This is a genomic window from Microbispora sitophila (assembly GCF_014892245.1).
Lineage (GTDB): Bacteria > Actinomycetota > Actinomycetes > Streptosporangiales > Streptosporangiaceae > Microbispora > Microbispora siamensis.
On the sequence record NZ_JADBGC010000011.1, the window covers coordinates 74,329 to 94,311 of the forward strand.

The 19,983-nt window shown below is 71.3% G+C and carries 13 protein-coding genes; 9 read left to right on the forward strand and 4 right to left on the reverse strand.

The genetic code is table 11. The features are described from left to right. Window positions 1–10: 10 nt before the first annotated feature. The 8 genes from IL992_RS21195 to fxsT all read left to right on the forward strand — a co-directional run bounded on the left by IL992_RS21195 (window position 11) and on the right by fxsT (window position 12,043). On the forward strand, window positions 11–595 hold the full coding sequence (locus IL992_RS21195; protein WP_193205106.1) for a helix-turn-helix domain-containing protein: 585 nt from the start codon (window positions 11–13) through the stop codon (window positions 593–595). A gap of 90 nt (window positions 596–685) precedes the next feature. After that, entirely contained in the window at window positions 686–1,441 is a 756-nt protein-coding gene (locus tag IL992_RS21200) for a TetR/AcrR family transcriptional regulator (RefSeq protein WP_193205107.1), read from the forward strand. 15 nt (window positions 1,442–1,456) lie between these two features. Next, window positions 1,457–2,719 (forward strand): cytochrome P450 family protein, encoded by a 1,263-nt coding sequence (locus IL992_RS21205; RefSeq protein WP_193205108.1) that lies wholly within the window; start codon window positions 1,457–1,459, stop codon window positions 2,717–2,719. Window positions 2,720–2,728: 9 nt separating this feature from the next. Further along, window positions 2,729–3,220, forward strand: a complete 492-nt coding sequence (locus tag IL992_RS21210) for a hypothetical protein (protein WP_319018708.1) — start codon at window positions 2,729–2,731, stop codon at window positions 3,218–3,220. A gap of 27 nt (window positions 3,221–3,247) precedes the next feature. Continuing rightward, entirely contained in the window at window positions 3,248–4,204 is a 957-nt protein-coding gene (locus IL992_RS21215; RefSeq protein ID WP_193205109.1) for a DUF4231 domain-containing protein, read from the forward strand. 341 nt (window positions 4,205–4,545) lie between these two features. After that, on the forward strand, window positions 4,546–6,849 hold the full coding sequence (locus IL992_RS21220) for an FxsB family cyclophane-forming radical SAM/SPASM peptide maturase (protein ID WP_193205110.1): 2,304 nt from the start codon (window positions 4,546–4,548) through the stop codon (window positions 6,847–6,849). A gap of 81 nt (window positions 6,850–6,930) precedes the next feature. Beyond that, window positions 6,931–8,145 (forward strand): TIR-like protein FxsC, encoded by a 1,215-nt coding sequence (locus IL992_RS21225; protein ID WP_193205111.1) that lies wholly within the window; start codon window positions 6,931–6,933, stop codon window positions 8,143–8,145. A gap of 4 nt (window positions 8,146–8,149) precedes the next feature. Then, window positions 8,150–12,043: an FxSxx-COOH system tetratricopeptide repeat protein gene (gene fxsT, locus IL992_RS21230; protein ID WP_193205112.1), complete on the forward strand. Its 3,894-nt coding sequence runs from the start codon at window positions 8,150–8,152 to the stop codon at window positions 12,041–12,043. Window positions 12,044–12,045: 2 nt separating this feature from the next. Here fxsT and IL992_RS21235 read toward each other — a convergent pair whose 3' ends face one another. From IL992_RS21235 to IL992_RS21245, 3 genes are all read right to left on the reverse strand, one after another. Then, window positions 12,046–12,912: an alpha/beta fold hydrolase gene (locus tag IL992_RS21235; RefSeq protein ID WP_079316039.1), complete on the reverse strand. Its 867-nt coding sequence runs from the start codon at window positions 12,910–12,912 to the stop codon at window positions 12,046–12,048. Between the two features lie 83 nt (window positions 12,913–12,995). Further along, window positions 12,996–14,498 (reverse strand): serine/threonine-protein kinase, encoded by a 1,503-nt coding sequence (locus tag IL992_RS21240; RefSeq protein ID WP_193205113.1) that lies wholly within the window; start codon window positions 14,496–14,498, stop codon window positions 12,996–12,998. A gap of 24 nt (window positions 14,499–14,522) precedes the next feature. Further along, a complete protein-coding gene (locus tag IL992_RS21245) occupies window positions 14,523–16,430 on the reverse strand; it encodes an N-6 DNA methylase (RefSeq protein WP_193205114.1) in 1,908 nt (635 codons plus the stop codon). A 413-nt stretch (window positions 16,431–16,843) separates the two neighbouring features. On the opposite strand from IL992_RS21245, the gene IL992_RS21250 reads away from it, so the two are divergent. Beyond that, window positions 16,844–18,100, forward strand: coding sequence for a serine/threonine-protein kinase (locus IL992_RS21250; protein WP_193205115.1), 1,257 nt, complete (start codon window positions 16,844–16,846; stop codon window positions 18,098–18,100). 6 nt (window positions 18,101–18,106) lie between these two features. Here the strand turns inward: IL992_RS21250 and IL992_RS46355 are convergent, their stop codons facing one another. Continuing rightward, window positions 18,107–19,942 (reverse strand): serine/threonine protein kinase, encoded by a 1,836-nt coding sequence (locus IL992_RS46355; protein WP_319018709.1) that lies wholly within the window; start codon window positions 19,940–19,942, stop codon window positions 18,107–18,109. Window positions 19,943–19,983: the final 41 nt, after the last annotated feature.

A 19,983-nucleotide genomic window follows, 5' to 3' on the forward strand; every position in this document is an offset into this window, starting at 1 on the left:
CAGTGAACGGATGAGCGAAGACGTCGACGCCGTGCTGGCCGCGGTCGGACCACGGCTGCGCGAGTTGCGACGCCGCCGCGGAGCCACCCTGACCGCCCTGTCGGAGACCACCGGCATTCCGGTCAGCACCCTGTCGCGTCTGGAGTCCGGGCAGCGCAAGCCGGGCCTGGAACTGCTGCTGCCCCTGGCCAGGGCCTATCAGATGCCGCTCGACGAACTCGTCGGAGACCCGGCAGGCGGCGACCCCCGGGTCCGTCCTCGGCCGTTCACCCACAACGGCATGACCGTCATCCCGCTGACCCGCGAATCCGGCGGGCTTCAGGCGTTCAAGCAGATCCTCCCCGCCGGCCTGGCCGACGGCGCACCAGATCCGCGCTCACACGAGGGGTACCACTGGCTGTACGTCCTCAACGGGCGGCTGCGTCTCGTGCTCGGCAACCAGGATCTCGTCCTCACCGCCGGCGAGGTCGCCGAGTTCGACACCCACCTCCCCCACTGGTTCGGCAACGCCGACGCGCGGCCGGTGGAGTTCCTGAGCATCCTCGGCCCCCAGGGCGAACGCGTCCACATCAAAGCCCGCTACCGGCCTGCCTGACCTCCGTCTTGCCCGGCCGCGTCCCGCGGCGTACGTTCGACTGTGTGACCGGAATCGTCATCCCGGTCACGACCACTGGGAGGGGGCGCGGTGACGGACCTCGACTCCCGGCCGGCGGGCCCGGCCCCCACCTGGCGGGAGCGCGAGCGGCGGGCCGAACGCATCCTGGACGCCGCGGGCGAACTCCTGGTGGCCTGGGGATATCCGCGCATCACGGTCGAGGACGTGGCCCGGCGGGCGGGCGTCGGCAAGGGCACCGTCTACCTGCACTTCAGCACGAAGGACCTGCTCTTCCTCGCGGTGCTGATACGGGCCGAGGCCCGGATCATCGAGCGGTTCGCCGCCGGGGTCCGCGCCGACCCCTCCGCGGTCCTGCTCAGCAGCGTGGCCAGGTCCACGTACCTGTGGATGCACGAGGAGCCGATCTTCCGCGCGACGCTCCTCGGCGACGGTGACACCCTCGGCACGCTGAGCAGGAGCGCCGCCGAGAACCTGCCGGACCTGCTCGACGTGCGCGACCGCACGCTCCGGGCGCACGTCGAGGTGCTGCGCGAGCACGGTTTGGTCCGCACCGAGCAGTCCCCGGCCCTCCAGGTCCACGCGTACGAGTCGATCCTGACCGGCTTCGTCACGATCGAGCCTCTGTCGCCGTCCACCATGCCCGCCCTGGCGGACAACGCGGACATGATCGCCCATGTCGTCCGGTCGGCCTTCGAGCTCCCGGGGCGGCCCGAGAGCGTCCGGGCGGCGGCGCCGCGGGTGAACGAGATCTACCAGCGCCTGCTGGACCGGCTGAACTCTGCTGTATCGACCGCACGGGAGATCCACCGGCACAGACGCACCTGACACGTGGAGGTAGGCATGAGCACTTCCAGCACGGCGGGACCCGTCAACCTGTTCGACGCGGACCTGGTGCGCGATCCGTTCGGGGGCTACTCGCACCTGCGGGAGCAGGCCCCGATGGTGCGCGGCTCCTTCCCCGGCCTGGACTCCCCGGTCTGGCTCGTCACGCGGTACGACGACGTCAAGACCGTGCTGAGCGACCGCCGGTTCGTCAACAACCCGGCCAACGTGCCGGGAGCGGACGTGCACAACATCCGCCAGCAGCTCATCGAGGCCCGCGGCATCCCTCGCGAGTACGCCGCGTACATCCTGGACAGCGTCCTCGACTCCGACGGCGACGACCACCTCCGGCTGCGCAGGCTGGTCTCGCGCGCCTTCACCGCCCGCCGGGTGGCGGAGCTGCGGCCCCGGGTCGAGGAGATCGCCGAAGACCTCCTCGACCGGCTTCCCGGCCACGCCGAGGACGGCGTCGCCGACCTGATCGAGCACTTCGCCTATCCCCTGCCGATCACCGTCATCTGCGAGCTGGTCGGCATCCCCGAGGAGGACCGCCCGCTGTGGCGGGAGTGGGGCAGGAACCTGGTCTCGCTCGAACCGGGAGCGATGGCCGAGCCGCTGCGGCACATGGTGACCTACATCCGCGAGCTCATCGCCCGCCGCCGGTCCGAACCGGCCGGCGACCTGCTGACCGGTCTGATCCGCGCCCATGACGAGGACGGCGACCGGCTGACCGACACCGAGATGGTCACCATGGTCCTCACGCTCGTCCTCGCCGGGCACGAGACCACCGCCCACCTGATCGGCAACGGCACCGCCGCCCTGCTGACCCACCCGGACCAGCTCGCCGCGCTGCGGGCCGACCCGGGACTTCTGCCGCGCGCCGTGCACGAGCTGATGCGCTGGTGCGGGCCCGTCCAGGGCACCCGGATCCGGTACGCCGCCGAGGACGTCGAGATGGACGGCATGACCGTGCGCCGGGGCGAGCCGGTGATGGCGGTGCTGGTCTCCGCCAACTACGACCCCCGGCGCTTCGACGACCCCCACCGTCTGGACATCGCCCGCGAGCCCGACGGGCACAAGGAGGTCCACGTCGGCTTCGGTCACGGCCTGCACTACTGTCTGGGCGCGGCGCTGGCCCGGCAGGAGGGCGAGGTGGCCTTCGGCGCGCTGCTGCGCCGCCACCCCCGGCTCGAACTGGCCGTCGCGCCGGAGGATCTCGACCGGCAGTTTCTCCCGTTCTCCTGGCGTCTTGCCCGCCTTCCCGTACGCCTGGGTGCGTAGTCTTCCCTCGTGAGCAGCGACAGGACCCTCCGGCCTCCCGTCCGGATCGCCGTCACGGGGCACCGGGACCTCGATCCCGAGACCGAGTCGCTCGTGGACGCGGAGGTCCGGAGGTTCCTGCGGGAGTACGCCCCCCACGTGGTCGGCATCTCGTGCCTCGCCCTCGGGGCGGACCAGATCTTCGCCGCCGCGGTCCTCGACCTCGGCGGCGTTCTGGAGGCCGTCGTGCCCGCCCGCGAGTACGGCGAGGGCGCCTTCCGCGCGTTGCTGGCCGGGGCGAGCGAGATCCGCAGGCTGCCGTTCGAGCGCGCTTCCCCCGAGGCGTACGCAGCCGCGAACGACCTGTTGATCGAGACGGCCGATCTGCTCGTCGCCGTGTGGGACGGGCTTCCGGCGCGGGGGTCGGGGGGGACGGCGGAAGCGGTCACGGCGGCGGCGCGCCGGCGCGTGCCTGTGCGTGTCATCTGGCCCTCGGGAGCGACGAGGGTTGACACGGTCTGAGGCATCGGCTCACCTCGAAAGGTGGAGGTGCTACCGGAGTCAGAGTTCCCCGCCCTGTACCGCGCCGTCGACCGCACCGCCGTCACCAACCAGCGCAGGCTGCTGACAGCAACCTCCGTCCGCCTGTCGTCCCTGGTCACGGCCGCCGTCTGTGGATCGTTCAGTCTCGTCGTCGGGCGACTGGACCTGACGGCGACGATCGCTGCGGGGGCGATGGGGGTGGCCCTCGTCACCGAGGTCTACCTGCTGACCGCCCGCCCCGACCGGCGCTGGTACGAGGCGCGGGCCGCCGCGGAGTCCGCCAAGACGCTGGCGTGGCGCTACCTGGTGGGCGGCGAGCCGTTCGGCCTCGGCGCCTTCACCGGCCGGCGTGCCGCCGACGGCGCACCGGACGGCGAACCCCGCGTGCCGGACGAGGAGCGCGGCCACACGGCCGACGGGCTCCTGCTGCGCCGCTTCAGCGAGATCACCTCCGACCTGCACACCATCGGCCCGGTCTCGGTGTTCGACGGCGACTCGCAGGTCACCGAGGGCATGCGCGCGGTCAGGGCGCTGCCTCTGGAGGAACGCCGGCGCCACTACGTCACCGGCCGGCTCAACGAACAGCGCGCCTGGTACACCGCCAAGGCCCTCGACAACCAGCGCCGGGCCGCCAGATGGCTGCTCCTGGTGGCCGCGGCGGAGGCGCTGGGACTGGTCACCGCCGCCGTGAAGGCCGCACTGGGCGGAGACGGCCCGGACATCGACCTGCCCGGCATGCTGGGCGGGGTCGCCGCCGCAGGCGTGGCCTGGTTGCAGACGCGTCAGCACCAGCAGATCGCGAGCGCCTACGCCGTCGCGGCGCTGGAACTCGGACATATCGTCGTCCGCGCGGACTGGCCGTCCACGGAAGCGGAATGGGCCCATTTCGTCGACGAGGCGGAAGAGGCGATAGCCCGCGAGCACATGCTGTGGTCGGCGTCCCATGCCTTGTCGAGCGATTAGTACATTAGTGGCAATTAGGGGATTTTTGGTACCGGCCAACCGAATCAGCCCGCAGTCCTGACCCTTAAGAAGGAGCGCCAGGGTGGCGGGTGCGGTAGCGTTAGCCGCCTACCGTTCCTTGCATCGTTATTCGATTGCACGTTCGCATTGGTGGGGCTAATGAACATTACCGATGAGAAGCAGTCCGAGGTCCCATCAAATGTGACGGACCTTCGAGACATTCCACTCTCCCACGTCTCCGACATCGACCGCGAGGGCATTATCCGGAGGGTCCTTCCGGAGACCCCGGTCGAACGCGTGCCCGTCGCGCGCTTCAACTCGTCGATCTGACCTTCCTCGCGGTGAATCGTCCCTCGGTGCCGTTCCGGCAGTTCGTGCTCAAGGTGCACAGCCGGTGCGACCTGGCCTGCGACCACTGCTACGTGTACGAGCACGCCGACCAGTCATGGCGGAGCCGGCCTGCCGTCATGGCGGACGAGACCGCGACGTGGGCCGTCACCCGCATCGCCGAGCACGTCAAGAGCCACGGGCTCGCCCAGGCGCACGTCGTGCTGCACGGTGGCGAGCCCCTGCTGGCCGGCCACGGCCGGCTCGGGCGCCTCATCGCCGAACTGCGCGGCCGCCTCGGGGGGCTGTGCACGCTGGACCTGCGGGTCCACACCAACGGCGTGCTGCTCGACGAGCGTTTCCTCGACCTGTTCGAGGAACACGACGTCAAGGTCGGGGTCTCACTGGACGGCGACCGGGCCGCCAACGACCGGCACCGGCGCTACGCCGACGGCCGCAGCAGCTACGATCGCGTCATCCGGGCCGTGGAGCGGCTACGGCGCCGTCCTCGGCTGTATGCGGGGTTGCTGTGCACGATCGACGTCGCCAACGACCCCGGGGCCGTCTACCGGGCGCTTGCCGCCCTGGAGCCGCCGCGCGTCGATTTCCTGCTCCCCCATGCGACGTGGGACTCCCCTCCCTCGCGGCCGACTCCGACGGCCTACGCGGACTGGCTGATCGAGATCTTCGAAATCTGGTCCGCCGAGGGCCGCGTTGTGCCCGTGCGCATGTTCGAGTCGATCCTGCGCACCAGCCGCGGCGCCCCGAGCCTCACCGAGTCGCTCGGACTCGAACCTGCCGACCTGGTCGTCATCGAGACCGACGGGACCTACGAGCAGGCCGACTCGCTCAAGGTCGCCTACGAGGGCGCGCCGGCCACGGGGCTCGAAGTGTTCCACCATGACCTCGACACCGTCGCGCGGCACACCGGCGTGCTCGCCCGGCAGCAGGGCCTCGGCGGACTGTGCGCGACCTGCCGGGCCTGTCCGGTAGTGAACAGTTGCGGCGGCGGCCTGTACGCGCACCGATACCGGACCGGGTCCGGCTTCGCGAACCCCAGCGTCTACAGCGCCGACCTGTTCAAGCTCATCACGCACATCCGGCGGAGAACCGCCATGCCCACGCACTCGGTGCCCGCCGCCACCATGGACGCCCTCTCGGCGGGCTATGGCGACGAGGAGGACGTCCGCTGTCTGGCCGCGGCGCAGCGCACGATGCGCCGGGCGCTGCTGGCCGGCGTCAACGCGCACGGGTCCGCGACCGCGGGGTGGGAGTGGCTCACCCGCCTCGACGCCGAGCACCGGGACGCCGTCGACGCCGTGCTCGACCATCCGTACGTGCGGGAGTGGGCGGTGCGGTGCCTGCGCCAGGACGGCGACGCCGGCTACCTCGCCAACATCGCCGGGGCCGCGGCCGTCCGGGCGGGCACCGTCGCCGAAATCGCGATCACGGCGGTGGACGGCGTGTTCCACCTTCCCACCCTGGGAGCGTTCGAGGCGGGCTCGGCCGCCACGGCCCGGCTGGTCACCGAGGGGGGGCGGTTCTCGCTGGAGGACCTGCCCGGCGCGGTCTGGCACCCCCTGCGACGCCTGACCGCGGAGGGTCTGTCCGTCGTGCTTGAGGACACCGATCCCCATCGGCACTGCCACGGCCACCCGGCGGCCGGGCGGCTCTCCGAGGATGAGGCGGCCGCGTGGCAGCGCATGTTCGCCGAGGCATGGGCCCTCATCCAGTCGGACCATCCCGCGTACGCCTCCGGGCTGCGTGCCGGGCTGACCACGCTGGTGCCGCTCGACCCGCCCGCAGGGGGCGGCAGCGCCAGTTCGGCGGCCCGCAACGCGTTCGGGGCCGTGGCCGTCGCGCCTCCCGCCGATCCGGCCACCCTCGCGCTGCTGCTGATCCACGAGTTCCAGCATGTGAAGCTGGGCGCCGTGCTCGACCTGGTCGACCTGTGCGATCCCACGCACACCGGGCTCTACTACGCGCCCTGGCGGCGGGAGAGCCCGCGGCCTCTCGAGGCACTGCTGCAGGGGGTGTACGCGCATCTGGCGGTCGCGGACTTCTGGCGGGTGCGGCGGCACCGCTCCGAGGACGGCCCCGGCGAGGTGCAGTTCGCGCTGTGGCGGGAGCAGACGGCCCGGGCGATCGGCGACCTCGACGGCTCGGGGGGCCTCACGCCTCTGGGCACGCGCTTCGTCTCCGGCATACGCCGGACGCTGGAGCCGTGGCTGGACGAGCCGGTCTCCGCCAGCTCGGCCGCGGCCGCGGCCGAGCTGGCGGAGCGCTACCGGGCGGAGTCCGCGGCCCTGCGGCGCTGACCCGTCGTCCCGGCATTTCCCGGCAGCGGCACTTTCCTGACATAGGCCTCGTTCCTATAGTGAAATCCGGGAAGGAGGCGAATGGCGAATCCACACACGCCCGCTCAACCCCCGGGGCCGTACTTCTTCCTCAGTTACGCGCACGTTCCCCCGTACGATCCGGCGGACGGCGGCGATCCCAACCAATGGGTGGAGAAGCTGTTCAAGGTGCTTTGCGAGCACATCATGCACCTGACCAGAGTGCCCCCCGGCGCGGCCGGATATATGGACAGAGAATTACGCACCGGGGACAACTGGCCCCAAATGCTCTCCGAGCGCCTATCCAGTTGCCGGGTTTTCGTCCCCCTGTATTCGCCTCGATACTTCGAGAGCGAGCACTGCGGGAAGGAGTGGGCCGCCTTCCTTGAACGGGTTCCCGGGCACACCGGACCTGCGGCGATCGTGCCCGCCATCTGGGCCCCGATGCGCACGATGACTCTCCCCCGAGCGGCCCAGGCCATCCAGTTCAACCACACGGACCTCGGCACCCGCTACGCCGAGGAGGGCTTCTACGGGATCATGAAGCTCAGCAAGTATCGGAGCCAGTACCAGACGGCGACGCTGGGGCTCGCGCAGCGGATCATCGAGGTGGCCGAGACCTCACCCATGCCGTACGGCAAGATCCGCGACTACACCACCGTGCCGAGCGCGTTCGCCGACCATACGCCGGAGCGGCCGGTGACCGTCACCGTCGTCGCCCCCGACCTGCGGCATCTTCCGGACGGCCGGGATCCGTACCACTACGGGCGCACCGCGTACGAGTGGGACCCGTACCGCAGCCGCAACGGCATGCGGCCCCTGGCCGACTGCGCCGCCGAGGTCGCCCGTTCCCGCGGCTTCCTCCCGGACGTGGGCACGCTGGAGGACCACGGCCGGACGCTGGAGGCCGAAGCACCGAACGCGCCGGGTGTGATGCTGGTCGATCCCTGGGCGACCTCCCAGGCCGACTGTCAGGAGGCGCTGCGCGGGGTGAACCGGCCGGGGCGGCAGTGGATCACCGTGATGGTGCCGTGGAACCGGGACGACCCGGAGACCGTGGAGCACGAGCCCCGGCTCAAGGGCTGTCTGAGGGAGGCGCTCGGGCACAAGCTGTCGGAGCCCGCGGCCTCACCCGAGGTGCCGAGCCTGGAGGCTTTCCGGAGTTTGCTGCCCGACGCGTTGCACAAGGCGACACAGCAGTACTTCAAGCACGCCCCCGCCTACCCGCCGGAGGGCGCGAGAGTCGACAGACCCAGGCTTATCGGGCCGGAGGAGTAACGACATGAGCGAGGGCCGGATCGTCACCTTCTACTCGTACAAGGGCGGTACGGGGCGGACGATGGCGCTGGCGAACACGGCATGGGTTCTCGCGAGCGGCGGCAAGCGCGTGCTCGTCGTCGACTGGGACCTGGAGTCGCCCGGCCTGCACAAGTTCTTCCGCCCCTTTCTCGACAGCGGCGTGGTGACCACCACCTCCGGAGTCATCGACCTCATCACCACCTATCAGTGGGCGGCGATGAAGCAGGCGGCGAGGCCGCGCGACTGGCACCGGCAGTACGCCCGAGTCGAACCGCACGCCGTCTCCCTCGACTTCGACTTCCCCGGTGAGGGCACGCTCGACTTCCTCTCAGCGGGCCGGCAGAACCGCGACTACTCCTCTCTCGTCTCCGGTTTCGACTGGGACACCTTCTACGAGCGACAGGGCGGCGGGCAGTTCTTCGACGCGCTGCGCGACGACATGAAGGCCTGCTACGACTACACGCTCATCGACAGCCGCACCGGCCTGAGCGACATCGCGGAGATCTGCACCGTGCAGCTGCCCGATGTGCTCGTCGCCTGCTTCACCCTCTCGGACCAGGGCATCGAGGGCACCTCGTCGGTGGCGCGGCACATCGACGACCGCTACGGGGACCGCAACATCCGCGTCCTGCCCGTGCCGATGCGCGTGGAGATGGGCGAGAAGGAGAAGTGCGACGCGGGCCGGAGCCTGGCCAAGCGGCGGTTCGACAAGTTCCCCCGCGGCATGAGCCAGGAGGAGGCCGACCAGTACTGGGGCGCGGTGGAGATCCCCTACACGCCCTTCTACGCCTTCGAGGAGATCCTGGCGACCTTCGGCGACGAGCCGAACCGGCCGACCTCGATGCTGGCCGCGTTCGAGCGCCTGACCGCTGTGATCACTGAAGGCGAGGTCACGTCCTTCCCACAGATGGAAGAGTCGTTGCGTCTTCGCCACCTGGACGCGTTCACTCGCCGGCACCCCGCTCACCAGGCCGATGTGTACCTCAGCTACGCCTCCGAGGACCGGATGTGGGCCGACTGGATCGCCGCCCTGCTCGACCGGTACGGCTACCGGGTGAAGCTGCGCGGCGTCGACACCGACGAGGCGCTGGAGTTCGGCGGCGAGGGGCTGCGGACGGTCGTCGTGCTCTCGGGCGCCTACATCCGCGCGTCCCGCGGGGAGGAGGTGTGGCAGCGGCTGACCGGTCCGGAGGCATCAGGCCGCGGAGAGGTCATCCCCCTGCGTGTCTCGGAGTCGCGGTTCCCCTCACCGTTCGGCGACCGGGCGCTCGCCGACCTCACCCGGATCTCCGAGCACGCCGCGGCCGCGACCGTGCTGCGGGCTTTCGGCCGCGCCGAGGACGGGCCTGCGCTCGACACCGGAGGGCTCGGCGCCCGCTTTCCGGGGAGTGAGCCCGCCGTGTGGAACGTCCCGGCCCGCAACGCCGCCTTCACCGGGCGCGGGCTGGTGCTCGACCGGCTACGCGACCAGCTCGTCGGCGGCAGCTCGGCGGTCGTGCTGCCGCAGGCGCTGTACGGCCTCGGGGGTGTCGGCAAGACCCAGGTGGCGCTGGAGTACGCTCACCGCTTCCGCGCCGACTACGACCTCGTCTGGTGGATCTCCTCGGAGGATCCCGAGCGGATCAACTCGGCCTTCGAGGAGCTGGCGCGGCAGCTGCGCATCCCGGTGGCCGACAACATCGCCGAGGTGGTCTCCGCCGTGCGCGAGGCGCTACGCCTGGGCCGGCCGTACGGCCGCTGGCTCCTGATCTTCGACAACGCGGGAGATCCCGAGGACCTGAGGGACTTCTTTCCTGGCGGTTCGTCGGGGCACGTCCTGATCACTTCGCGCAACCAGGCGTGGTCGACGGTGGCGGCACCACTGGAGGTCGACGTCTTCAGCCAGGAGGAGAGCCTGGAACACCTCGGCCGCCGGGTGCCGGGACTGGCCTCCGAGGAAGCCCGCCGGGTGGCGGAGGCCCTGGGCAACCTGCCGCTCGCGGTCGAACAGGCCGCGGCCTGGCTCGCCGAAACCGGCCTCCCCGCGGCGACGCTGCTGGAGCAGCTCGACACCGAGGCGGCGCGCGTGCTCTCGTCCCTGAACCAGCCGGCGGACTACCCGCACCCCGTGGCCGTGACGTGGAACCTCTCCCTGACCCAGCTCCAGGAGAGCTCCCCCGCGTCGGTGCGGCTGCTCCAGCTGTGTGCCTTCTTCGCCCCCGAGCCCATCTCGATGCAGCTCCTCTACAGCGACGAGATGGTGGAGTCGCTGCTGCCGTACGACGACACGCTGCGCGAGAAGCTCGTGCTCGGCCGCGTCATCCAGGAGATCGGCAGGTTCGCCCTCGCGAAGGTGGACCAGGGCAACAACACGATCCAGGTGCACCGTCTGGTGCAGTCGGTGATCCGCAGCCAGATGCCGCAGGAGGAGCAGGAGAAGGCCTGCCACGCGGTGCACCGCATCCTCGTCGGCGCGCGCCCCCGGCAGGGCGACGTGGACGACCCGGAGAACTGGATCCGCTACGACCTGATCTGGCAGCATCTGCAGCCGTCCCGTGCCACGGAGTGCACCGAGGAGGAGACCCGGCAGCTCCTCACCGACCGCGTGCGATACCTGTGGAAACGCGGCGACTTCGACAGCGCTCTGGCCCTCGGCGAGCGGCTCGCGAACTTCTGGGAGGAGGAGTTCGGGCAGCACGACAGGCAGCGCCTCCACCTGCTGTTCAACGTGGCCAACGTGAAACGTTCGCAGGGGAAGTACGAGGAGGCCAGGGACCTCGACATGTGGGTTCGCGAGCAGCAGCTCCAGGTGGTCGGGGACAGGCACCCGCACACGCTGCTGACGGCGGGCGGCCTCGCCGCCGACCTGCGGGGGCTCGGGGAGTACGAGAGCTCGCTGGAGATGGACCGGGTCACCTACCAGCGGTGGAAGACGCTGTTCGGTGAGGACCATCCGCGCACTCTCGCCTCCGCGAACAACCTGGCGCTGTGCTACCGGCTGGTCGGCGACGCCGTCAGCGCCCGCGACCTCGACCAGGACACCCTGCAGCGGCGGACCAGGGTGCTCGGGGTGAACCACCCCTACACGTTGTTCTCCGCCGCCCACCTCGCCCGCGACCTGCGCGAGATCGGCCTCTACCGGGAGTCGGTGGACCTGTTGCGCACCACCCTTCAGCACTACCGGGAGTCGCTCGGCGAGGCGTTCGTCGACACCCTCAGGGCGGCCAAGAGCTTGGCGGTGTCGCTCCGCAGAGCCGGCGAGCAACAGGAGGCGTGGGAGCTGGCGAAGGAGACCGAAGAGCGTTACCGGCAGCGTTACGCAGGCACTCCCGACGCGCTGGCCGCGACCTTGGAGCTCGCCTGCTGCATGTCGGCGCTCGGCGACAAGGCCGGGGCCCACGAGCTGGCCGGCAGGATCGTGCACATCTACCGGCAGACCCTGGGCGACAACCACCCGGGCACTTTGATCGCGATGAACAACCTGGCGATCTACCTGCGGGGGTCCGGACAGCTGGATCGTGCGACCGCCGTCGCCGTCGCGACCCACGACGGGCTGGGCGCCAACCTGGGCCCGGCCCACCCGTTCACACTCTCCGCGGCGATCAACCTGGCGAACTGCCTCGGAGAGGAGGGACGGCGCGACGAAGCCGAGCGGCTGGAACGGCGCACTCTGGAGGCCCTGCGGGCGAAGCTCGGCGACCTCCATCCGGACACGCTCGCGTGCGAGGCCAACCTCGCCGTGACGCTGTGGTCGGCGGGACAGGTCGCGCAGGCCGAGCGCATCAGGGATCGCCTGCTGCCCGTCCTCGGCAGGGTCCTGGGCGAATCCCATCCGACCCTGGCCCACCTGAAGGAGTGGCGGCGCATCAACAGGGACCTCGAACCCCAGCCGTTCTGATGTCAGGCCGCCGACAGCCAGGTGAGCACGTCCGGCAGGACCTGGATCGCACCGAAATGGGCCGCGCCCTCCTGGATCACCACCCTCGCGCCGGGGATCCGCTGGCCCAGCCATCGGGAGTGGCCCACAGGGGAGAAGACGTCCGCTCCGCCGTGCCACAGCAGCGTCGGTACGGAGATGCTCTCCGGCTCGAAGCCCCAGGGCGAGCTGAACGCGACCGCGTCGTCCACCCAGCCCGCCGCCGAGCGCCGTACGGCCTCGGCGAAGTTGTCGGCCAGCATGGTGCGGATCCCGATGTCCGCGATGACATGGCGGTCGGGCTCGGGCAGGTCGTCGTCGAGCGCCGGCACCAGCCGCGTCGGATCCTCCCTGATCCGCTCCACCGCCGGAGAGAGCAGGTCCATCATCGCGTGGTAGCCCGTCTGGGCCGCCGTGTACTCGGCGACGTTCGACTCCGTCATGCCGTGGAACCAGTCCAGTCCCTCGGCCCCCGGAGGTGCCAGCGGGACCAGCGCGGCCACCCGCGTGGTGCGATCGGGCAGCAGCGCCGCGCAGGCCAGGGCGTGCGGGCCGCCTCCGGAACGCCCGATCACGGCGAAGCAGCCGATTCCCAGCGCGTCGGCGATGGCCGCCACGTCCTCGGCGACGTCCGCCACCGTCCTGCCGATCCTGCGATCGGACAGGCCGTATCCGGGCCGGTCGTAGGTGATGAGCCTGACCCCGAGCCGGTACAGCACGGAGGCCCGTGGGCAGGGCCCCAGCCTGCTGCCGGGCGTGCCGTGCAGCAAGAACACCGGGGTCCCCTCCAGTTCACCTCTCTCCTCGACTGCGAGCGTCCGTCCGTCATGGGCATGCACGATCGTCGTCAAGGCGCCTCCCGTCTTTTACTGCGATTTACCCCACTTCACGGTGTTTGTCATCGCAATGCGCGGCGGCAGTGTGAGGTGACGGCCTACAGGCCGGCCAGGATCTCGCGCACGCGCTCGGTGGCCGGGTGGCCGGAACCGTAGAGCGCGGTCAGGTCGCCGAGCAGGCTCGTGAGCGTCCGCCGGGCCTCCTCGTGCTGTCCGGCGGCGTGCTCCAGCTCGCCGACCTGCCGTCGCAGCTCCAGCGTCCGCAGGTCGTCCTCGGGGGAGACGCGCAGCTCGCCCGTCAGCAGCTCGCGCATCAGCCGCAGGGCCGTCTCGGTGTCGCCGAGGTGCAGCAAGCAGGTCGCCTCGCGCATCCGGACCTGGAAGGCCCGCTCGTCGCCGGGGCCCAGTTGCGCGGCCAGCTGGTGGAACGCCTGCGCGGCGCCCAGGTGGTCACCGCCGTCGAAGAGAACGTCGGCGAGGTGGACGCCGAGCCCCAGCACCTCGCTGTCGTCCGCGCCCAGGGCCCGGCTCGCCGGGACCACGGCCTCGGCGAGCACGGCGGCCGCCTCCGCGTACCGCGACTCGCGGACCAGCGAGTCCGCACGGCGTCGTGCGCGATGGAGGTCGCCACGACTGAACCCGTCCCCGTCCAGGGGCGCGGGCGTGGCGACCGCGGCGCCGCCGGTGCCGGTACGGCCGGCCGCCACGGCGTACATCCGGGCCGGGCTCGGCGCGGGTGAGGTGAAGCCCGGGAGCGGCGCGGTCTCCGACAGGTACGGCATGAGCCGCTCGTGGACCTCCCGCGCGCTCGCCGGCCGGTCCTCGGGGTCCTTGGCCAGCATCGACAGCAGCAGCTCGTCCAGTGCGGCCGGCACGCCGGTCCGCCACCGGGCCGCAGGCGCGGCCGGGACGCTCACCTGCTGCCGCATCACGCTGAAGACGGTCGGGCCGCTGAACAGCGTGCGGCCGGTCAGCAGTTCGTGCAGCACGCAGCCCAGCGCGTACAGGTCGCTGCGGGGAGTGGGCTCCTCTTGGCGCACCTGCTCGGGCGACATGTACGACTCGGTGCCGAGCAACTCGCCGGTGCGGGTCAGCTTCGTCAGCGCGGGATCGTGCATGACCGCAAGCCCGAAGTCGACCACCTGGACCGAGCCGTCCGTGCGCAGCATCAGGTTGGCCGGCTTGAGGTCGCGGTGCAGGATCCCCCTGGCGTGCGCGGCGTCGAGCACCGCGGCCACCTGCGCGCCGATCGACGCCACCCACCCGACGGGCAGCGGCCCGATCTCGGCCAGGACGTCGTCGAGCCCCGCCCCCTCCACGTACTCCATGACGATGAACTGCCGCCGTCCGCGCAGCGGGTCGTCATGCGCCCCGATGTCGTGGACGGCGGGTGTGCCCGGGTGGGACAGCCTCGCCATGATCGTGGCCTCGTGACGGAAACGTGCCTCCCACCTCTGGTCACGGACGTCGTCGGGGAACCGCACGAACTTGATCGCCACTCGGCGCCCGAGTCTCTCGTCGACGGCGCCCCAGACGTCTCCCATGCCTCCCCCGCCGGCGCGCGCCGGGTCGAGCCTGTACCTGCCGGCGATGAGGGTCACCCGCGCCTCCCCGGGACTGTCAGATCATTCGAGTCGCAGGGTGCCATCGAACAGGCCGTCGAAGCCGGCCGCAACCAGGCTCTCGCTCATCTCCCGCGCGGCCCGCATCGCGTCCTCGAATTCGAGGAGCCCGCGGAACGCCTCGCCATACCTGCGCTGCTCCTCGACGGCGAGACGGGGCAGCTGCGCGCGGCGGGGATCGAATCGCATCGAGGAGCCGAGCCTGGTCGAGGTGCCGCCGGCCGCGCGCAGGCATCCGGCGAGGAAGTGCGGGTCAAGCCGTTCCGGGTCGGTCCGGACGAGCAGGAGCTGGGCGCCCAGCACCGCGCCGGACTCCGTCATCACCCGTGGGACCGGGCCGCTTCCCGCGATGAGCGGTGCGACCACGTCCCCGGCCTCGATCCGCACCTGGCCCGCCACGTCGGCCGTACGGCCGCTCGGCGCCCTGCCGAGCAGCAGGTCCTTGGCGGTGAGCACCGGCAGGTCGCCCTCGTCCGGCATCTTGAGCGGACCCTGCATGATCGCCACCACGCCCGCGCGGACGAGCTCGCCGACGGTGGTCATCGGCAATTCCCCGCGCCCGCCGGCCACCAGCCGGGGGAGCCCGGCGCCGAGGCCGCGGAGCAGCGCCTCGGTCCGTTCCCGTACGGCCGCGTACCCCGCCGAGCCGGGTTGCTCCGACGACACCACCCGATGACCGGTGGACAGGTCGACCTCCTCATCGAGGAGGTCGATGATCCGGACGCTGCCGCTGCCCGCGGGCAGCTCGGCGCCGTCGGTGAACGCCTTCCACGCCTTGTCCGCCAGGACGAGATCCTCGCCCGCGTCGACCATCAGCACGTCGGACGGCGGGCTGTCCCCCGGCGCCGGCCGGCGTAGCACCCACAGGTCGGGAGCGCCGCTGGAGGCGGGGGCCGCTCCCGCGGAGAGCGTGATGACCGCTCTGAGCGCGCCGGCGCGCAGCAGGTTGCCCCTGATCCGCCTGCCGGGGCGCCTGGCGGCCGCGGTGCCCGGCATCATGATCACCACCAGGCCGCCGGGTTTGACGTGGGAGAGGCAGTGTTGCACCCAGGCCAGCTCCGACTCGCCGCGCGGAGGCAGGCCGTATTCCCACCGGGGGTCGCTGGTCAGCTCCTCGTATCCCCATCCGCGCTCGTTGAACGGCGGGTTGCAGACCACGACGTCGGCGAGTTCGCCGGGGAAGGCGTCGGCCCGTAGCGAGTCGCCGGCCGCCACGCTGCCCGCCGCGTCCGCGAACCGCAGGCAGATCCCGGCCAGGCGCGCCGCGCTCTCGTTGAGTTCCTGACCGAGGGCACGCGACGCGCCGGAGGCGAGCAGCAGCGTGCCGATCCCGCAGGCGGGATCCAGGACCGTCGCGCCGACGGTGCCGCCGAGCCTGGCCATCAGCTCGGCGACGGGACGCGGCGTGGCCAGCAGCCTGCGCGAGTGCAGCTCGACGTAGCGGTCGCAGATGCCCCGGAACGCCGCCGCGGGGCCCTCGGCCTCGCCCACCTCGGCGATGGCCCTGACCAGACCGGCGTCCACGGTGACCCCGTCGGGCGCGTCCGCGGGCAGCCGCCGGAGCAGGGAGTCGTCGTCCAGGCGAAGCGACTCGCGCCAGCTCGCGGGATCCTGCCGTACCGACAGCAACAGGGTCCCCGCGTAGGCGACGGCGTCGCCCAGCCGGATGTCGTCGGTGCTGGCCCGCAGCCGCTGCCACAGCCGCTCGACCGGCGCGACCTCGACATACCGTCCGTGACGGCGCAGCCACGCCTCGATGTCCGCGAGCGAGAAGGCCGGGCTGCTCGCCGTGCCTCCGACCGGCTGAGGGAAGTCCTCGAACCGCTTGCGCCAGTTACTCACCGCGGCCCTGCCCACGTCGGCGAGCCGTGCGATGTCCGCCGCGTTGACCGTGACGTCCTCGGGCCTCATCGCCGTTCCTCCGGAACCCTGCCCCTCGGAACCCTGCCTTTCGAAACCCTGCCTTTCGAAACCCTGCCTTTCGAAACCCTGCCTTTCGAAACCCTGCCCTCGTCCCCCGCTCGGCGGAGCCGCTCCTCGGCACGCAGGCCGCACATACGTATGAACCCCCCGGAATCGTCCACGCTTATCAGCATGCCAGGTTCACACCAATCTCGACGGGTGCCGCCAGCTCAGCAGGTCCGTCCCACACCCTATCCGAGAACCTCTTCACGCCACAGCCCGAAGCAGTCATCATGTTTAGTCAATTCACACCGCACTGAGCTAATTCCTTGGCCCACGTCACGTGCCAACGGAGAGGCATCCGCCTGGAACGGACCAGAAGCACTGATTCCAGACGTTGTGATCACTTATCATGCTGAATCATGCTCCCCGGCCCGCACCAGCCACTCCACCCCCGCAGGTCGGGAGGAAAACCGTCGGGCAAAAGCGTGGTGTGGGCGCTGGTGCCTCTGCTCACCTGCGGGCTCGGCACGCCCTTCGTCATCGGCTTCGCGGCGGGCCGGCTGAGGAGGCGGGGGCTCACCCTCGGCGCCGTCTGCTACTCCCTCGGGCTGATCGCCTTCATGGTCGTGGCGAACCTGCTGACGGGCGTGCCGAGCGACGACTGGCGGAACACCCTCACCGCCTACGTCTGGTTCGGCACCATGTGGGCGGGAGGCACGGTCCATGCCTTCCTGCTGCGCGGCAAGGTGTTCCCGCATGTCACCACACCGGCGCCGGCGACGTCTACCTACCCGCCGGCGTACGGCCCTCCGGCCCCGCCGACCCGGCCGCTGCCGCACTCCCCGGGATCGCCCTCGTTCGCCACGCCTTCCTTCGGCTCGCAGCCGGCCTCCGGCCAGGCCTCGGCCATGGCCTGGGTGGGGCCGTACGCGCTGCTCACGAAGGTCGGCGAGGGCGGACAGGGGACGGTCTACCTGGGCCAGGCGCCGGACGGGCAACAGGTGGCGGTCAAGATCCTGCACGTCAGGGTCGGACCGGACTCGGGCGAGCGGGACGCCTTCGTCAGGGAGGCGCTGGCCGCCCGGCGCGTGCCGTCGTTCGCCACCGCCCGCGTCATCGACGTCGGCGTCCAGGGCGACCTGGCGTACATCGTGAGCGAGTACGTCCACGGCCCCTCTCTGGAGCGGCTCGTGAGGGAGCAGGGGCCGCGCGACCCCGACGGCCTCACCAGGCTGTCCATCTCGACGCTGGCGGCGCTGCGCGGAATCCACAACGCCGGCATCGTCCACCGGGACTTCAAGCCCGGCAACGTGCTGCTCGGAGCCGACGGGCCACGTGTCATCGACTTCGGCATCGCGAGGGCGATGGACCGGCTCACCACGAGCGCGGGGACCAAGGGGACGCCTGCCTTCATGTCCCCGGAGCAGGTGCTCGGGCAGCAGGTAGGCCCGGCCTCCGACGTGTTCAGCTGGGGCAGCACGATGTACTACGCCGCCACCGGCAGGCTGCCGTTCGACGGCCCCTCGGTCTTCGCGGTCTCCCAGCAGATCATGGAGCACTCGCCCGACCTGGGCCCGGTGCCCGCCGCCCTGCGGAGTCCGCTCGCCGGCGCCCTGCACAAGGACCCACACGGACGTCCCACCGCCGCCGACCTGATGCTGGCCCTGTCCGGCTGACCGGCATCACACCGGCGCCGCGTGCCGGTAGCCCCTCAGGTCGGCCGACGCGGCGATCTGCCGGTATCCCTTCGCGTCCTCAGGCCGGGCGCTGAGCACGAAGAGGGAGACCTTCGACTGCGGCAGGTGCCAGATCTTGATGGTGTAGTCGCCGTAGTCGGAGCACCACACCAGCCACTCGCGGTAGGCGGCCTTCCTGCCGTCGGCCATCTTCGTCAGGGTGTAGCCGGTGCGACTGCCGTCGTAGGCGGTGACGTAGAAGGCGTAGGCGCCGTAGTCGAGGCTGTAGCCGCCGGTCCAGTCCCGCCACACGTGCCCGTCGCGCAGGCACGGCATGGGGCTGCCCACCTGCCAGCCCACATAGGGGTCGTCGATGGACGAGCCGGGCCAGCGGCTGTTGCTCGCCCCGGTGCGGAGGGCCAGCGCGTCCGGCTTGCAGTCGAAGTCCCAGGGGCCGCTGGCGCCCTGACTGCGGGGCGAGTCGATGCACGCGAGATCGCTGCGGACCTGCCGCATCCGCCAGCCCTTGGGCAGGGTGAGGCCGATGCCCTGAAACGACACCCTCTTGCCCTTGGGCTTGGGCTTCTTCTTCGCGCTCGGCGTCGCGCTCGGCGTCGCGGTGGGCGTGGGGGCCACGGTGACCGTGGTGGCGGGAACCGGCGTGACGGAGGCGGGCGGCGGGGAAGGCACGGCCGGCTCCGCCACGGCTGTGGAACGTTCCGGACCGTAGGCGGACGAGGCGATGATGGCGGTCACGACGATCAGCGTCACGGCCGCGGCCGTCGCGATGTACGCATGCACCCAGTTCGGGCCGGAACGGGGCGCGGTGACCACGTTCGGGGCCACGACCGGGGTGGAGGCGGCGGTCGGCGCCGGGAGCGTTCCAGGCTTTTGCCGTGCGGCCTCGACCCGAAGCAGCGTGGTAGGCGGCGGAGGGACGGCCGGCTCGGGCCAGCCGGAGATGTCCTGCTCGGACAGCACCCACGTACGCTCGATCAAGGCGGTGACGTCGGGCCGCTCCTCCTCGCCGTCCTCTCCCCGCCAGGTCGTGGTCACCTCGGCGAGCACCTCGCCCGCCGTGGGACGCGCCGCAGGGTCCTTGGCCAGGGCACGGCGCACAAGGTCACGCAGCGCTTCGGGCACCGAGTCGACGTCCGGGGTCTCCTCCCGCACCCGGTAGGCCAGCACCTCGGGGCGGCCCGTGCCGTACGGCGGCTCGCCGGTGGTGGCGTAGAGCACGAGCAACGCCCAGCCGTACACGTCGGCGGGGGTGCCCGCGCCGCCCTCGCCGTACTCCTCGGGGCTGATCCAGCCGGGTGAGCCGACCAGCGTGCCCGTGTGGGTCATGGAGGTCTCGTCGAGGACCTTGGCGATCCCGAAGTCGATGAGCCGGGGACCCGCCGGCGACAGGATCACGTTCGGCGGCTTGAGGTCGCGGTGGACGACCCCGGCGGCGTGCATGGCGACCAGCGCCTCGGCCAGCCCTGCCGCGAGGCCGTACAGCGCGTCGCCGGTCAGCGCCCCGTCGGACCGCACGTGCTGTTCGAGTGTGGGGCCGGGGACGAACTCGGTGGCGAGCCAGGGGCGTTCGGTGCCGGGGTCGGCGGCCAGCACGCGAGCGACACAGGCGCCCTCGACCCCGGTCAGCACGGAGACCTCCCTGCTGAACCGGCGGCGGAACTCCAGGTCGACCGACAGCGCCTCGTGCACCAGCTTGACGGCCACCCGCCGTCCCGAGACGTCGACGGCGGCGTAGACCACGCCCATGCCACCCGCGCCGAGCCTGCCGACGACGCGGTAGGGGCCGATCTCGTGGGGATCGCCCGCCAAAAGCGGCTGCACGCGCCCTCCGTGGTGATCTCGCGTTGTGTGGGTGGGATTCA

Bases quoted from the DNA above. Each gene is read 5' to 3' on its own strand.
- IL992_RS21195 (WP_193205106.1), top strand. From the start codon at position 11: ATGAGCGAAGACGTCGACGCCGTGCTGGCCGCGGTCGGACCACGGCTG.
- IL992_RS21205 (WP_193205108.1), top strand. From the start codon at position 1,457: ATGAGCACTTCCAGCACGGCGGGACCCGTCAACCTGTTCGACGCGGAC.
- IL992_RS21225 (WP_193205111.1), top strand. From the start codon at position 6,931: ATGGCGAATCCACACACGCCCGCTCAACCCCCGGGGCCGTACTTCTTC.
- fxsT (WP_193205112.1), top strand. From the start codon at position 8,150: ATGAGCGAGGGCCGGATCGTCACCTTCTACTCGTACAAGGGCGGTACG.
- IL992_RS21245 (WP_193205114.1), bottom strand. From the start codon at position 16,430: ATGAGGCCCGAGGACGTCACGGTCAACGCGGCGGACATCGCACGGCTC.
- IL992_RS21250 (WP_193205115.1), top strand. From the start codon at position 16,844: ATGCTCCCCGGCCCGCACCAGCCACTCCACCCCCGCAGGTCGGGAGGA.